The following is a 13,645-nucleotide window of genomic DNA, read 5'->3' as shown; positions in this document are numbered from 1 at the left end:
CCTGTCCGAATCCTTGGAGTCCGAGCAGCATGCTCAACATCTTCACGCTCGCCAACGGCCGCCTCTTCCAGGAAGAGATCGAGTCGCTGGAAGAGCTTTCCCGCTTCCAGCCCATCTGGGTCGACCTCGAGGCGCCCACGCTGGAAGAGAAGCGCTGGGTCAAGCAGTACTACGGCCTGTCGATCCCGGAAGACGCGATGGACGAGGACATCGAGGAATCGGCGCGCTTCTACGAGGAAGACAACGGCGACCTGCACATCCGCAGCGACTTCCTGATGGCGGGCGGCGGCGACGAGCCGCGGGCCGTGCGCGTGGCCTTCATCCTCAACCTGATGAACACCTCGCTGAAGAGCCACGGCGTGCTCTTCTCCATCCACGACGAGGACGTCCCCGTGTTCCGGCTGCTGCGCCTGCGCGCGCGCCGCGCGCCCGGCCTGATCGAGGACGCGAAGGAAGTGCTGCTGGCCCTCTTCGACGGCGACGCCGAATACTCCGCCGACACGCTGGAAGGCATCTACGACGAGCTGGAGAAGGTCAGCAAGCAGGTGCTCTCCGGCGAGGTGACGGACACGCTGGCCGGCGAGGCGCTGGAGGCGATCGCGCGCCAGGAGGACCTGAACGGGCGCATCCGCCGCAACGTGATGGACACGCGGCGCGCCGTGAGCTTCATGATGCGCAGCCGCATGCTGAGCGCCGAGCAGTTCGAGGAGGCGCGGCAGATCCTGCGCGACATCGAGTCGCTGGACAACCACACGGCCTTCCTGTTCGACAAGATCAACTTCCTGATGGACGCCACCGTCGGCTTCATCAACATCAACCAGAACAAGATCATCAAGATCTTCTCGGTGGCGAGCGTGGCGCTGCTGCCGCCGACGCTGATCGCGAGCATCTACGGCATGAACTTCCGCGCGATGCCCGAGCTGGACTGGACGGCGGGCTACCCGTTCGCGCTGGGGCTGATGCTGCTGTCGGCGTTGGGGCCGATGTGGTATTTCAGGAAGCGCGGGTGGTTGCGTTGAGGAAAGCCTCGACGATCGCGGCCGAGTGCCGGCTCGCCACCTCGTCGATGAAGCTCAGGAAGTCCCCGTGCGCCTCGTCGTCGGCGCGGTCGGAGATCGTGCGCACGGCCGCGAACGGCACGCCGTAGTCGCGGCAGACCTGCGCGAAGGCGGCGCCTTCCATTTCGACGGCCAGCGCCTCGGGCACGGCCAGCTGCAGCGACTGGCTCTCGGCCGCGCTCGACACGAAACGGTCCCCGCTCGCGACCAGTCCCCGGTGCAGGTGCGCGCCGTGCAGCGCCCGGCGCACGGCTTCGGCGAGCTGCTCCGTCAGCGCGTCGTCGGTGGCGAAGCGGTCGGTGCCGTACAGCGGCACCTCGTAGCGCGGGAAGATCGGCGAGGCGTCCAGGTCGTGCTGCAGGAAGGCATCGGCCACCACCACGTCGCCGCGGTTCACGCCGCGCGCCAGCCCGCCGGCCACGCCGGTGAAGACGATGCGGTCCACGCGGAAGCGTTCGATGAGCACCGTGGCGGTGGTCGCCGCGGCCACCTTGCCGATGCGCGAGAGCACCGCCACGACTTCCTGGCCGTGGAGGTGCCCCACCCAGAACTCGCGGCCCGCCACGACCTGCTTCTGCTCGTCCGGCAGCAGCGCCAGCACCGCGGAGAGCTCCTGGTGCATGGCGGAGACGATGGCGGTGCGCATGGGGGGATTCTCCCACCGTCATCCCCGCGGAGGCGGGGACCCAGGGCGTTCAGGCCCTGTCGCGGAGCTCCCTCCGCAGGATCTTCCCCACCGGCGTCTTCGGCAGGTCGGTGCGGAACTCGATCACGCGCGGGCGCTTGTAGCCGGTGAGGTTGGCGCGGCAGAACTCGCGCACCTTGTCTTCCGTCAGCGCCGGATCGCGCTTGACGATCACCAGCTTCACCGCCTCGCCCGTGCCCTCGTCGGGCACGCCCACCACGGCGCATTCGGCCACGCCGGGCATCTGCATCACGACGTCTTCCACCTCGTTCGGGTAGACGTTGAAGCCCGAGACCAGCACCATGTCCTTCTTGCGGTCGACGATCTTGAAGTAGCCCTTCTCGTCCATCGTCCCGATGTCGCCGCTCTTGAACCAGCCGTCGGCCGTCATGACCTTGGCCGTCTCGTCGGGCCGCTGCCAGTAGCCCGCCATCACCTGCGGGCCCTTGATCGCGATCTCGCCCGGCTGGCCGACGGGTACCTCGTTGCCGGCGTCGTCGATGCACTTCATGTACGTCGAAGGCAGCGGCACGCCGATCGTGCCGGTGAACTCGGTGCTGGTCACCGGGTTGCAGCTGGCCGAAGGCGAGGTCTCCGACAGGCCGTAGCCCTCGCAGATCGGGCAGCCGGTCTTCTGCAGCCACAGCTTCGCCACGGCGCCCTGCACCGCCATGCCGCCGCCCACGGAGACCTTCAGGTTGCTCCAGTCCACCTTGTCGAAGTCGGGGTGGTGCGCCAGCCCGTTGAACAGCGTGTTGACCGCGGGGAACGAATGGAACTTGTGCTTCGACAGCTCCTTCAGCACCGCCGGCAGGTCGCGCGGGTTCGGGATCAGGATCAGCTTCCCGCCGGTGCGCAGCGACAGCATCATGCCCACCGTGAACGCGAAAATGTGGTACAGCGGCAGCGCGCACACGCCCGTGGGCTGCTCGTTGGCCGGCACCTTGCCCATCACGGGCTGGTTCCAGGCCTCGGACTGCAGCACGTTGGCGATCACGTTCCTGTGCAGCAGCACGGCCCCCTTCGACACGCCCGTGGTGCCGCCGGTGTACTGCAGCACGGCGACGTCCTCGGCCTTGATCTCGGGCTTGCGCAGCGTGCCGCGCTGGCCGCGCGCGATCGCGTCGTTGAACCTGACGGCGTTCGGCAGGCTGTAGGCCGGCACCATCTTCTTCACCTTGCGCACCACGTAGTTGACCAGCGCGCCCTTCAGGCCGCCCAGCATGTCGCCCATGCTGGCCAGCACCACGTGCTGCACCGGCGTCGCCGCGATGCACTGCTGCAGCGTGTTCGCGAAGTTCTCGATGATGACGATGGCCTTGGAGCCCGAGTCCTTCAGCTGGTGCTCCAGCTCGCGCGGCGTGTACAGCGGGTTGACGTTCACCAGCACGAAGCCGGCGCGCAGGATCGCCGCCACGGCCACCGGGTACTGCGGCACGTTGGGCATCATCACCGCCACCCGGTCGCCCTTGGCCAGGCCCAGGCCCTGCAGGTAGGCCGCGAACGCCCGCGAGAGCGAGTCCGTCTCGCCGTAGCTCACCTCCTTGCCCATGAAGACATAGGCGGTGCGGGCGGCATGCTTCTGGAAGCTCTCCTCCATCAGCTGCACGAGCGAGCCGTACTGGCCGGCATCGATGTCGGCCGGCACCCCCTCGGGGTAGGCCGCGAGCCACGGGCGGTTGTTCATGCGACTCTCCTGGTCTATTCGACTGCCTTCACCATGTCCTCGACGACCTTCTTGGCGTCGCCGAAGACCATCATCGTCTTGTCCATGTAGAACAGCTCATTGTCCAGGCCCGCGTAGCCCGCGGCCATGGAGCGCTTGTTCACGATCACGGTCTTGGCCTTGTAGGCCTCCAGGATCGGCATGCCGTAGATGGGCGTGCCCTTCTGCAGCGCCGCCGGGTTCACCACGTCGTTGGCGCCCAGGACGATGGCCACGTCGGCCTGGCCGAACTCCCCGTTGATGTCCTCCATCTCGAACACCTGGTCGTAGGGCACTTCGGCCTCGGCCAGCAGCACGTTCATGTGGCCCGGCATGCGGCCGGCCACCGGGTGGATCGCGTACTTCACCGTGATGCCCTTGTGCGTGAGCTTCTCGGCCAGCTCCTTCACGGCGTGCTGCGCGCGCGCGACCGCCAGGCCGTAGCCGGGGACGATCACCACCGTCTCGGCGTTGCCGAGGATGAAGGCCGCGTCGTCGGCGCTGCCGCTCTTCACGCTGCGCTGCACGGCCTCGCCGGCGCCCGCCACCGCGCCCTCGCCGCCGAAGCCGCCCAGGATCACGTTGAAGAAGGAGCGGTTCATCGCCTTGCACATGATGTAGCTCAGGATCGCGCCCGAGCTGCCCACCAGCGAGCCGGCGATGATCAGCATCTGGTTGTTCAGCGAGAAGCCGATGCCGGCCGCCGCCCAGCCCGAATAGCTGTTCAGCATCGACACCACCACCGGCATGTCGGCGCCGCCGATCGGGATGATGATCAGCACGCCCATCACGAAGGCCAGCGCCAGCATCGCGAAGAAGGCGGTCCAGCTCTCGGTGGCCATGAAGACCAGGCCCAGCGCGATCGTGACCAGCCCCAGCACCAGGTTCAGCTTGTGCTGGCCCGGGAACACCACGGGCGCGCCCTTGAACAGACGGAACTTGTAGGTGCCCGAGAGCTTGCCGAAGGCGATCACCGAGCCGCTGAAGGTGATGGCGCCGATGGCCGCGCCCAGGAACAGCTCCAGCCGGTTGCCGGACGGGATCGGCGCCCCGTGCGGCAGGTTCTGCAGCAGCGCCGAGGGCTCCAGCACCGCGGCCACCGCGATGAACACCGCCGCCAGGCCGATCATGCTGTGGAAGAAGGCCACCAGCTCCGGCATCTTGGTCATCTCGACGGTCTTGGCGCGGTACGCGCCATAGCCGCCGCCGACCACCAGGCCCAGCAGCACCCACACCATGCCGGCGGCCTTGCCGCCGGACAGCTCCACGATCAGCGCCGCCGTGGTCAGCACGGCGATCGCCATGCCCACCATGCCGAACACGTTGCCGCGGATGGAGGTGGTGGGATGCGACAGGCCCTTCAGCGCCTGGATGAAGCAGACCGACGCCACCAGGTACAGCAGCGCGACGAGATTCATGCTCACTTGGGGGCCTCCGCCTTCTTCTCTTTCTTCTTGAACATTTCCAGCATCCGGCGCGTCACCAGGAAGCCGCCGAAGATGTTCACCGCGGCGAGCGCCACGGCCAGGATGCCCATGATGCGCCCGGCCCAGGTGTCGGTCTGGGCGGCGGCGAGCATCGCGCCGACGATCACGATGGCCGAGATCGCGTTGGTCACGGCCATCAGCGGCGTGTGCAGCGCGGGCGTGACGTTCCACACCACGTGGTAGCCGACGTAGATGGCCAGCACGAAGATGATCAGGTTGATGACGGTATGACTGACTTCCATTACTTCCTCCGCACCTCGCCGTCGCGCGTGACCAGGCAGGCCGCGACGATGTCGTCTTCCATGTCGATCTTCAGGCCGCCTTCCTTGGGCAGGATGAGCTTGAGGAAGTCGAGCACGTTGCGCGCGTAGAGCGCGGACGCGTCGGCGCCGACCATGGCCGGCAGGTTGGTCTCGCCGACGATCGTCACGCCGTGCTTCGCCACCGTGCGGCCCGGCTCGGTCAGCGGGCAGTTGCCGCCCTGCGGCGCCGCCAGGTCCACGATCACCGAGCCCGGCTTCATGGAACGCACCATCTCCTCGGTGACGAGCACCGGGGCCGGGCGGCCGGGGATCAGCGCCGTGGTGATCACCACGTCGGCCTGCGCCACGCGCTTGGCCACTTCGGCCTTCTGGCGGTCGAGCCAGCTTTGCGGCATGGGGCGGGCGTAGCCGCCCACGCCCTCGGCCGCTTCCTTCTCTTCCTGCGTCTCGTAGGGCACGTCGATGAACTTCGCGCCGAGCGACTCGACCTGCTCCTTCACGCTGGGGCGCACGTCAGAGGCCTCGATCACGGCGCCCAGGCGCTTGGCCGTGGCGATGGCCTGCAGGCCGGCCACGCCGACGCCCAGGATCACCACGCGCGCGGCCTTCACCGTGCCGGCGGCCGTCATCAGCATCGGGAAGAAGCGCTGGTACGCGTTGGCCGCGATCATCACGGCCTTGTAGCCGGCGATGTTGGCCTGCGAACTCAGCACGTCCATGCTCTGCGCGCGCGTCGTGCGCGGGGCCGCCTCGAGCGCGAAGCCCGTGACGTTGGCGGCGGCCAGGCGCTGCAGGCCGGCGGCGTCGAAGGGATTGAGCATCCCCACCACGACGGCGCCCGGCTTCAGCGCGGCCAGCTCGTTGTCCTGCGGCGGCCGCACCTTGAGCACCAGCTCGCAGCCGAGCGCGCCGACCTGGTCGGTGATCTCCGCGCCGGCGGCCTGGTAGGCCTCGTCGGTGGCGCTGGCCGCGAGGCCCGCGCCGGAGGCGACGCGCACCACGTGCCCCTGCGCCTTGAGTTTCTTCGCCGTCTCGGGCGTGACGGCCACACGGGTTTCGCCCGCCGCGGTTTCGGCGGGCACACCAATCAGCATGCTTTCTCCTCGCAGCCCCCGGGCTGCCGCTTGTCGTTATCCTGACCCGAGCTTACATGAAAGCCTGCTGAGCTCCGCCGGCCCGCGGGGGCAAAACACTCCAACGCCAGGAGCAACGAGTCCCATGTCCTTCACCACCCTGGTCGCCTTCTCGGCGGCCCTGCACCTGTACATCGGGGCGCGGCTCGTGCCGGTGCTGCCCGGGCCCGCGGCGATCGCGCTGGCCCTGCTGCTGCTCGCCTCGGCGGGGCTGGTCCCGGCCGGCCTGCTCGCGCGGCGCATGCTGCGCGGCCCGGCGTCCGACCGGCTGACCTGGGCCGGCATGCTGTGCCTGGGCCTGTTCTCCTCGCTGCTGGTGCTGACGGCGCTGCGCGACCTGCTGCTGCTCGCCCTCGCCCTCGCGGGCGGGCCGGACCTGCGCGAAGACAGCGCCGCGGCCGTGGTCCTGCTGGCGCTCGCCTTCACCGCCATCGGCTTCTTCAACGCGCGCCGGCCGGCCCGCGTGAAGCGCGTGGAGGTGCCGCTTCCGGGGCTCGCGCCCGCGCTCGCGGGCTTCCGCATCGTCCAGATCAGCGACATCCACGTGGGGCCCACGATCAAGCAGGCCTACCTGCAGGCCATCGTGGACCGGGTGAACGCGCTGGAGCCGGACGTCGTGGCCATCACCGGCGACCTGGTCGACGGCTCGGTCGCCGAACTGCGCGGGCACGTCGCGCCGCTGGCGCAGCTGCGTTCGCGCCACGGCAGCTTCTTCGTGACCGGCAACCACGAGTACTACTCGGGCGTGGACGGCTGGATGGCCGAACTGCGGCGGCTGGGCGTGCGCGTGCTGCACAACGAGCACGTGGTGCTGCGGCACGGCGGCGCCGCGCTGGTGCTGGCGGGCGTGCCGGACTACGGCGGCGGCCATTTCGATGCGCGCCATGCGAGCGATCCGGCCGCGGCGCTGCGCGGCGCACCCGGGGGTGCGCCGCGCATCCTGCTCGCGCACCAGCCGCGCACCGCGCCCGCGGCGGCGCAGGCGGGCTTCGACCTGCAGCTCTCGGGCCACACGCACGGCGGCCAGTTCCTGCCCTGGACCTGGTTCGTCCCGCTGCAGCAGCCCTACACGGCCGGGCTGCACAAGCTGGGCAGGCTGTGGATCTACGTCAGCCGTGGGACCGGCTACTGGGGTCCGCCCAAGCGCCTCGGTGCACCATCCGAAATTGCCGAGTTGCGCCTGGCGCCGTCCGCCTGAGTCCTACAGGCCGGCGAGGCGCCGTCCGACGTGGCTGAGCTACGGGCCTACCGAACACTGGCTTCATGGCACGTGCTGCTTTCCTCCCGTTTCCCCTCACCGGCGCCGGCGCCTCCAACGTCGTCTACCTCGGTGCGGCCCTGTGCCGCCGCAAGTTCGAACTGTTCTATCCCGATGGCTTCGAGGACGAGACCTACCTCGTGGCCGAGCGCTCGCACAAGGAGCGCGCCCACCTCGAGTGGGAGGCCGAACTGGGCCCCGCCGCCTTCCGCAAGCTGCTGGCGCGCGGCGAGTTCCGCGCCATCGCGGACGCCGCGGTGCGCATCGAGTCGCGCTCCAACCTGCTGTTCTCGTTCGAGCGCATGGCCTTGCGCGACGCGGTGAAGTCGCCGGCCGGCGCCCGGCTGTTCGCCACCGAGCTCTACGCCTTCCTCTACGGCCACGGTTCGCCGCAGCGCCGCTTCAACGACTGGATCGAGGCGCTCGCCGACCTGCCCCAGCGCAAGAGCCGCGTGCTCACCTGGCCGGTGGCCACGGTGTTCGGCTTCATCGCCCGGCCCGACCGCCACCTGTTCATCAAGCCGCGCGCGAGCCGGCGGGCGGCCCACCTGTACGGCTACGCCCTGGACTACAAGCCGCGCCCGTCCTGGCCGCTGTACCAGGAGCTGCTGACCTTCGCGGCGGTGCTGCGGCGCGACCTGGACCGCAAGCCGGGCTTCAAGGCGCGCGACATGATCGACCTGCAGTCCTTCATGTGGGTGCAGGGCGCGCCCGAGTACGAGACCTGATCACCGGCGCGCGCGCAGGCAGCGCACGCCCTCCTCCGCCAGCGGCAGCGCGTTGAAGGCCAGCACCGAGGCGCCGGCCGCGAGCAGGTAGCCCGCGGGCCACGGCACCTCCCTCGCGCGGAGGTCGAAGTCGGCCGCGCCCGCACCGGCGAGCGCCTGGGCCTGCTCCCAGTCCATCAGGGCCAGCAAGGCCAGCACCACCAGCGGCAGGACCTCCATGAAGCTGTGCACCATCTGCTCGGCCGGCCGCACGTCGCGCAGCGGCACGACGTGGCGCAGCTCGATCCAGGTGGTGGCCTCGTGCACGAGGAAGGCCGCAGCCACCAGCAGCAGCGCGCCGGCCGTGACCTCCAGGAAGGCGGCGGCGACCAGCACCACGCCGCCCTCGGCGAACAGGATCCAGTGGAAGACGTTCTCGGGCCAGCCGCTGGTGCGCTCGATGGCCGTGCGGCGGTGGCAGGCCCAGTCCGCCAGGCCGGCGGCGATCCACAGCGGCACCACGGCGTACATCAGCAGGGCCTCGGCGGCGTCTGCGGCGCTCATGGCGCGAACTGCTCCATGCCGACGATGCCGATCTTCACCAGGCCTTCCCGCTGGGCGCTCGTGAGGGCCGCGGCCACCGCCGCGTACTTCGCATGGCGGTCCGGGCGGACGTGGATCTCCGGCTGCTGCGCCTGCCGCGCCGCCTCGTGCAGCTTGCGCTCCAGCGCGGCGCGGTCGGCGAGCGGCTCGCCGTTCCACAGGAAGCGCCCGGCGGCATCCACTTCCAGCTGCACGATCGGTGGCGGCTCGGGCGGTCGCGGCGCGTTGCGTCCCGGCATCTCCAGGCTCACGGCGTTCAGCTGGATCGGGATCGTGATGATCAGCATCACCAGCAGGACCAGCAGCACGTCCACCAGCGGCGTGGTGTTGATGTCCACCAGCGGTTCGGGATCGGGCTCGCTGCCGGCGCGGATGTGCATGGCTTCAGCGCGGGGGCGGTTCGGTGAGGAAGCCGATGCGGGCGATACCGGCCTGCTGCGCCGCCAGCACGACGCGGCCGACGGCCTCGTAGTCCGCGCGCACGTCGCCGCGGATGTGCAGCTCCGGCTGCGGCTGCATGGCCGCGAGCTGGGTCAGCAGTTCGGTGAGCGCGGAAGGGTCCGGCAACTTCGTCTCGAACCACCAGGTCGTGCCTTGCGCGTCCACCGTGACGATCACGTTCTCCTGCTGCGCGTCGCGCTGCTGGTTCTGCTCGCGCGGCAGCGTCACGGCGATGGAGCTGTTCACCACCGGGATGGTGATCAGGAAGATGATCAGCAGCACCAGCATCACGTCGACGAGCGGCGTGGTGTTGATCTGCGCGATCAGCGGATCCTCCTCCGGCGGCGCGTGATACCGGATCGCCAAGCTCAGGCTTCCTTGCCGCCGGTGGCGAGCAGCACCGTGTGCAGGTCCGAGCCGAAGGCGCGCACCGTGTCCATGGCGACCTTGTTGCGCCGGACCAGCCAGTTGTAGCCGAGCACCGCGGGCACGGCGACGGCGAGGCCGAGCGCCGTCATGATCAGCGCCTCGCCCACGGGGCCGGCCACCTTGTCGATCGACGCCGCGCCCGAGGCGCCGATGCGCACCAGCGCGTTGTAGATGCCCCAGACCGTGCCGAACAGGCCGACGAAGGGCGCGGTCGACCCCACGGTGGCCAGCACCGCCAGGCCCTCCTGCGTGCGGCTGTGCACGGTGCCCACCGCGCGTTCGATGCTCTGCGCGACCCAGGTGTTGAGGTCCACCTTGCCGATCAGACCGTCGTGCTTGCGCGTGGCCTCCAGCGCCGATTCCGCGATGAAGCGGAAGGGGCTGCCCGGCTGCAGCGCCTCGGCGCCCTGCCGCACGGTGTCGGCGCGCCAGAAGCTCGCGTTCGCCGCGCGGCCCTGCCCGCCCAGGCGCGATTGCGCCACCAGCTTGGCCACCAGCACGTACCAGCTCGCGAGCGACATCAGCACCAGGACCAGGATCGTCGCGCGCGACACCAGGTCGCCCTGCGCCCACAGCGCGCCGAGCCCGTAAGGATTGGCGGCGGCGGGCGGCGCCTGGATCGCGGGGAGGCCGGACTGGGCCGCCGCGGACAGCGCGACGAGGGCGAGCAGCAAGGCGGTGGCGGTGCGGTGCATTGGCGTGGCGGGGTCGCGGAGGCCACGATTGTGCGCACAACCAACATAATGCGCCATGGACAAGCGTTGGCGACCGAGCGTCACCGTGGCCGCCGTGATCGAGCGCGACGGCCGCTTCCTCATGATCGAGGAGGAAACCACCGAAGGCCTGCGGATCAACAATCCGGCCGGCCACCTGGAGCCCGGCGAGACGCCGGCCGAGGGCTGCGCGCGCGAGGCGCTGGAGGAAACCGCCTGGCACTTCCGGCCCACGCACCTGCTGGGCGTCTACATCTCGCGCTTCCAGCGCGCCACCACGGGCGAGGACATCACCTACCTGCGCTTCGCCTTCACCGGCGAAGTGGGCCAGGAGGAGCCGGGGCGCCCGCTGGACCACGGCATCGTGCGCACGCTGTGGATGACACCGGAGGAACTGCGCGCGACGGCCGACCGCCACCGCAGTCCGCTGGTGCTGCGCTGCCTGGAGGACTACCTGGCCGGCGTGCGGCTGCCGATGTCGGCCGTGTACTCCGACCCGAGCATCCGTGGCCCCGGCCGCGAACGCGATCCCATGCTGGGCGACGGCGAAGGCAAGTAGCCCTACTTCGGGCAATTCCCGGAAAGCGCACGCCCCACCACCGACGGCGCGTTCAACAAGCCCGTCACCGGCCCGTCCTGCCGCTCTCCGCGCAGGCAATCCTCGCGCGCGGCGCCCTCCATCCCTTCCGCCAGCCTGTCGCGCGCCTGCCCGCGCCGCAGCTGCTCGTTGGCCATGTCGGCCAGGCTGCGCCGCGGCGGTGTCCGGTAGGGCCCCTGCAGCGAAGGCAGCGGTGATGGCGGCAGGATCAACGGAGCGGGCGGCAGCGCCGGCGGACGCGCGACGGCAGGCGGCGCGACACCGGGTGCGCCCCAGCCGGGCCCGGGCGCCGGCCCCGGCGTAACGGAGCCCGCCTGCGGTGCTCCAGGCGTGACGGGGACGGTGAGGACGGGCGCTTCACTGCGCGGCGCCGGGGCGGGCACGGCGGGCGCGGGCGGGCTCGCCACGGGCGGCACCGGCGCTGGCGGCGCGGGAACCGGCGCGGGCACGGGGGCCGGCGCCGGGACGGGCACGGGGTGCGGCGGAACGGGCGCCGGCAAAGGCTCCGGCGCGGGCGCGACGGGCAGCGGCACGGGCGCAGGCGCGGGCACCGGCGGCGGTTCGATCGGAACCGGGGGCGGTGCCACCGGCTCGACGGGAATGGGTGGCGGCGGCACCGGCTCGATCGGAACGGGTGGCGGCGGCACCGGTGCCGGCTCCGGCGCGGGAGCCGGAGCGGCGAGCACCGGCGGAGGTGCCGGCACGGGGACCGGCTCCGGAGCGGGCACCGGCGGCAGCGGAGACGGCTCCGGCACCGGGACCGGCTGCGGCGGGACAGGAACGGGCTCGGGCGGCGGCGGCACCGGCACAGGAACGGTCTCCGGCACGGGCACCGGCAGCGGCCGCACCGGCTCCGTTTCCGGTTCCGGCCTGGGCGGCGCGGGCTGCACTTCCGGCTGCGGCAGGTTCAGCTCCGTGTCCATGCGCAGGCGCGGCGCCGGGGCAGCGTCCGCCTTCGGCGTTTCGCGCCGCTGCCGCCGCGGCTGCGGCTTGCGCAGCCGCAGGCTGTCGGGCAGCGTGTCGGTGATCTGCAGGGGCACGCTCGACTGCGGCCGCTGGCTGAAGACGGACAGCGGGTCGCCGGGCGTGCCCGGCGGCGCCGGCAGCGTGATCGCGCGGCTGGCCGGCGCCGCCGCCGGGGGCCGCGCCGCGGGACGGATGGCCTGCGCCACCACGTAGCGCACGGCCTGCTGCACCGGCGCGTATTGCAGCAGCATCCACAGCAGCGCGATGTGCAGCAGCCCGCTCGCCGCCACGCCGGCGGGCGACAGGCGCTGCCGCGGCAGCGGCACGGAGTTGGGCCGTTGGAGCATGGGGGCAAGGGTGCGCTGGGATAATCGCACACATGGGTCGCAAGCCGCGTGTCGTCGTCGGTCTCAGCGGGGGCGTGGACTCCGCGGTCAGCGCGCACCTGCTCAAGGCGCAGGGCTACGAGGTCGTCGGCATCTTCATGAAGAACTGGGAAGACGACGACGACAGCGAGTACTGCTCCTCCAACGAGGACTTCGTCGACGCGGCCGCCGTGGCCGACGTGATCGGCATCGAGATCGAGCACGTCAACTTCGCCGCCGAATACAAGGACCGCGTGTTCGCCGAGTTCCTGCGCGAGTACCAGGCGGGCCGCACGCCCAACCCCGACGTGCTGTGCAACGCCGAGATCAAGTTCAAGGCCTTCCTGGACCACGCCATGCGCCTGGGCGCGGAGAAGATCGCGACGGGCCACTACGCCCGCGTGCGCGAGCGGGCCGGCCGCTTCGAGCTGCTCAAGGGCCTGGACGCCAGCAAGGACCAGAGCTATTTCCTGCACCGGCTGAACCAGGCGCAGCTCGCGAAGACGCTGTTCCCGGTGGGCGAGCTGCGCAAGACCGAGGTGCGGCGCCTGGCCGAGGAGATCGGCCTGCCCAACGCGCGCAAGAAGGATTCGACGGGCATCTGCTTCATCGGCGAGCGGCCCTTCCGCGAATTCCTCAACCGCTACATCCGCAAGGAGCCCGGGCCGATCAAGGACCCGCGCGGCCGCGTGATCGGCAGGCACCAGGGCCTGTCCTTCTACACCCTGGGCCAGCGCCAGGGCCTGGGCATCGGCGGCGTCAAGGAGAAGGGCGCGCAGCGCGGCGGCGGCGAACATGCGCCGTGGTTCGTCGCGCGCAAGGACCTGGAGCACAACACGCTGTGGGTCGTGCAGGGCCACGACCATCCCTGGCTGCTGTCGTCTGCGCTGGAGGCCGACGACCTGAGCTGGATCGCCGGCACGCCGCCGGCGCCGGGAGCGTATGCGGCGAAGACGCGCTACCGGCAGGCGGACGCGCCGTGCACGCTGGAGGCCACGCAAGAAGGCATGCGCCTCGCGTTCGACGAACCGCAGTGGGCGGTGACCCCGGGCCAGTCGGCCGTTCTGTACGACGGCGAGGTGTGCCTGGGCGGCGGGGTGATCGCGTCGGCCTTGGAGGCCGTGTCGGCTTGAAAGCTGGGGTTCGCTGCGCTCACCGCCAGCCCAGGCACACCTCGCCGTCGTACAGAACGGCCGACAGATCGGACGACAGACCGGAAGAGCGTCGGGGGGGG

Annotated in this window: 15 protein-coding genes; 5 read left to right on the top strand and 10 right to left on the bottom strand. The window is 70.7% G+C overall.

Translation table 11 applies throughout. The annotated features are described in order from the left end of the window. Nucleotides 1-29 precede the first annotated feature (29 nt). Nucleotides 30-1,019 (top strand): magnesium/cobalt transporter CorA, encoded by a 990-nt coding sequence (corA, locus tag ACY0MJ_RS18735; protein WP_462640058.1) that lies wholly within the window; start codon nucleotides 30-32, stop codon nucleotides 1,017-1,019. Here corA and ACY0MJ_RS18730 read toward each other — a convergent pair. Genes ACY0MJ_RS18730 through ACY0MJ_RS18710 form a run of 5 tightly spaced genes read right to left on the bottom strand, consistent with a single transcriptional unit; the run spans nucleotide 994 to nucleotide 6,292 of the window. Next, a complete protein-coding gene (locus tag ACY0MJ_RS18730) occupies nucleotides 994-1,704 on the bottom strand; it encodes a 5'-methylthioadenosine/adenosylhomocysteine nucleosidase (protein ID WP_462640057.1) in 711 nt (236 codons plus the stop codon). The two genes, corA and ACY0MJ_RS18730, sit on opposite strands and share 26 nt — an antisense overlap. 49 nt (nucleotides 1,705-1,753) lie before the next feature. After that, nucleotides 1,754-3,430: a long-chain-fatty-acid--CoA ligase gene (locus tag ACY0MJ_RS18725; protein ID WP_462640056.1), complete on the bottom strand. Its 1,677-nt coding sequence runs from the start codon at nucleotides 3,428-3,430 to the stop codon at nucleotides 1,754-1,756. A gap of 14 nt (nucleotides 3,431-3,444) precedes the next feature. Continuing rightward, entirely contained in the window at nucleotides 3,445-4,872 is a 1,428-nt protein-coding gene (locus ACY0MJ_RS18720; protein WP_462640055.1) for an NAD(P)(+) transhydrogenase (Re/Si-specific) subunit beta, read from the bottom strand. After that, the gene (locus ACY0MJ_RS18715; protein WP_462640054.1) at nucleotides 4,869-5,177 is read right to left on the bottom strand and encodes a proton-translocating transhydrogenase family protein; all 309 of its coding nucleotides are present in this window, start codon (nucleotides 5,175-5,177) and stop codon (nucleotides 4,869-4,871) included. The genes ACY0MJ_RS18720 and ACY0MJ_RS18715 overlap by 4 nt, the downstream gene beginning before the upstream one ends. Further along, nucleotides 5,177-6,292, bottom strand: coding sequence for a Re/Si-specific NAD(P)(+) transhydrogenase subunit alpha (locus tag ACY0MJ_RS18710; RefSeq protein WP_462640053.1), 1,116 nt, complete (start codon nucleotides 6,290-6,292; stop codon nucleotides 5,177-5,179). Before ACY0MJ_RS18710 ends, ACY0MJ_RS18715 begins: the two co-directional genes overlap by 1 nt. A 124-nt stretch (nucleotides 6,293-6,416) precedes the next feature. Here ACY0MJ_RS18710 and ACY0MJ_RS18705 point away from each other — a divergent pair, with 124 nt between their 5' ends. Continuing rightward, the gene (locus ACY0MJ_RS18705; protein ID WP_462640052.1) at nucleotides 6,417-7,529 is read left to right on the top strand and encodes a metallophosphoesterase; all 1,113 of its coding nucleotides are present in this window, start codon (nucleotides 6,417-6,419) and stop codon (nucleotides 7,527-7,529) included. A gap of 65 nt (nucleotides 7,530-7,594) precedes the next feature. Continuing rightward, entirely contained in the window at nucleotides 7,595-8,317 is a 723-nt protein-coding gene (locus ACY0MJ_RS18700; RefSeq protein ID WP_462640051.1) for a hypothetical protein, read from the top strand. Here the strand turns inward: ACY0MJ_RS18700 and ACY0MJ_RS18695 are convergent, their stop codons facing one another. From ACY0MJ_RS18695 to ACY0MJ_RS18680, 4 genes are read right to left on the bottom strand one after another with little or no spacing between them, the layout of a single operon-like run. After that, a complete protein-coding gene (locus ACY0MJ_RS18695) occupies nucleotides 8,318-8,860 on the bottom strand; it encodes a diguanylate cyclase (RefSeq protein WP_462640050.1) in 543 nt (180 codons plus the stop codon). It abuts the gene before it with no gap. Further along, entirely contained in the window at nucleotides 8,857-9,279 is a 423-nt protein-coding gene (locus tag ACY0MJ_RS18690; protein ID WP_462640049.1) for an ExbD/TolR family protein, read from the bottom strand. The genes ACY0MJ_RS18695 and ACY0MJ_RS18690 overlap by 4 nt, the downstream gene beginning before the upstream one ends. 4 nt (nucleotides 9,280-9,283) lie before the next feature. Next, on the bottom strand, nucleotides 9,284-9,706 hold the full coding sequence (locus tag ACY0MJ_RS18685; protein WP_462640048.1) for an ExbD/TolR family protein: 423 nt from the start codon (nucleotides 9,704-9,706) through the stop codon (nucleotides 9,284-9,286). A gap of 2 nt (nucleotides 9,707-9,708) precedes the next feature. Further along, nucleotides 9,709-10,464 carry a MotA/TolQ/ExbB proton channel family protein gene (locus tag ACY0MJ_RS18680; protein ID WP_462640047.1) on the bottom strand — a complete coding sequence of 252 codons (756 nt, stop codon included), beginning with the start codon at nucleotides 10,462-10,464 and terminating at the stop codon, nucleotides 9,709-9,711. Between the two features lie 55 nt (nucleotides 10,465-10,519). On the opposite strand from ACY0MJ_RS18680, the gene ACY0MJ_RS18675 reads away from it, so the two are divergent. After that, nucleotides 10,520-11,041 (top strand): NUDIX hydrolase, encoded by a 522-nt coding sequence (locus ACY0MJ_RS18675; RefSeq protein ID WP_462640046.1) that lies wholly within the window; start codon nucleotides 10,520-10,522, stop codon nucleotides 11,039-11,041. Nucleotides 11,042-11,043: 2 nt separating this feature from the next. Here the strand turns inward: ACY0MJ_RS18675 and ACY0MJ_RS18670 are convergent, their stop codons facing one another. Next, entirely contained in the window at nucleotides 11,044-12,393 is a 1,350-nt protein-coding gene (locus ACY0MJ_RS18670; protein WP_462640045.1) for a hypothetical protein, read from the bottom strand. A 32-nt stretch (nucleotides 12,394-12,425) separates the two neighbouring features. Between ACY0MJ_RS18670 and mnmA the strand changes: the two genes are divergently transcribed. Next, nucleotides 12,426-13,544, top strand: coding sequence for a tRNA 2-thiouridine(34) synthase MnmA (gene mnmA / locus ACY0MJ_RS18665; RefSeq protein WP_462640044.1), 1,119 nt, complete (start codon nucleotides 12,426-12,428; stop codon nucleotides 13,542-13,544). Nucleotides 13,545-13,645: the final 101 nt, after the last annotated feature.

The sequence above is a fragment of the Ramlibacter sp. bp-362 genome (assembly GCF_054956735.1).
Note: the sequence above shows the minus strand (reverse complement) of the source record. Positions and strands in the feature narration are given on the sequence as shown.

Bases quoted from the DNA above. Each gene is read 5' to 3' on its own strand.
- corA (WP_462640058.1), top strand. From the start codon at position 30: ATGCTCAACATCTTCACGCTCGCCAACGGCCGCCTCTTCCAGGAAGAG.
- ACY0MJ_RS18730 (WP_462640057.1), bottom strand. From the start codon at position 1,704: ATGCGCACCGCCATCGTCTCCGCCATGCACCAGGAGCTCTCCGCGGTG.
- ACY0MJ_RS18725 (WP_462640056.1), bottom strand. From the start codon at position 3,430: ATGAACAACCGCCCGTGGCTCGCGGCCTACCCCGAGGGGGTGCCGGCC.
- ACY0MJ_RS18715 (WP_462640054.1), bottom strand. From the start codon at position 5,177: ATGGAAGTCAGTCATACCGTCATCAACCTGATCATCTTCGTGCTGGCC.
- ACY0MJ_RS18710 (WP_462640053.1), bottom strand. From the start codon at position 6,292: ATGCTGATTGGTGTGCCCGCCGAAACCGCGGCGGGCGAAACCCGTGTG.
- ACY0MJ_RS18705 (WP_462640052.1), top strand. From the start codon at position 6,417: ATGTCCTTCACCACCCTGGTCGCCTTCTCGGCGGCCCTGCACCTGTAC.
- ACY0MJ_RS18700 (WP_462640051.1), top strand. From the start codon at position 7,595: ATGGCACGTGCTGCTTTCCTCCCGTTTCCCCTCACCGGCGCCGGCGCC.
- ACY0MJ_RS18695 (WP_462640050.1), bottom strand. From the start codon at position 8,860: ATGAGCGCCGCAGACGCCGCCGAGGCCCTGCTGATGTACGCCGTGGTG.
- ACY0MJ_RS18690 (WP_462640049.1), bottom strand. From the start codon at position 9,279: ATGCACATCCGCGCCGGCAGCGAGCCCGATCCCGAACCGCTGGTGGAC.
- ACY0MJ_RS18680 (WP_462640047.1), bottom strand. From the start codon at position 10,464: ATGCACCGCACCGCCACCGCCTTGCTGCTCGCCCTCGTCGCGCTGTCC.
- ACY0MJ_RS18675 (WP_462640046.1), top strand. From the start codon at position 10,520: ATGGACAAGCGTTGGCGACCGAGCGTCACCGTGGCCGCCGTGATCGAG.
- ACY0MJ_RS18670 (WP_462640045.1), bottom strand. From the start codon at position 12,393: ATGCTCCAACGGCCCAACTCCGTGCCGCTGCCGCGGCAGCGCCTGTCG.
- mnmA (WP_462640044.1), top strand. From the start codon at position 12,426: ATGGGTCGCAAGCCGCGTGTCGTCGTCGGTCTCAGCGGGGGCGTGGAC.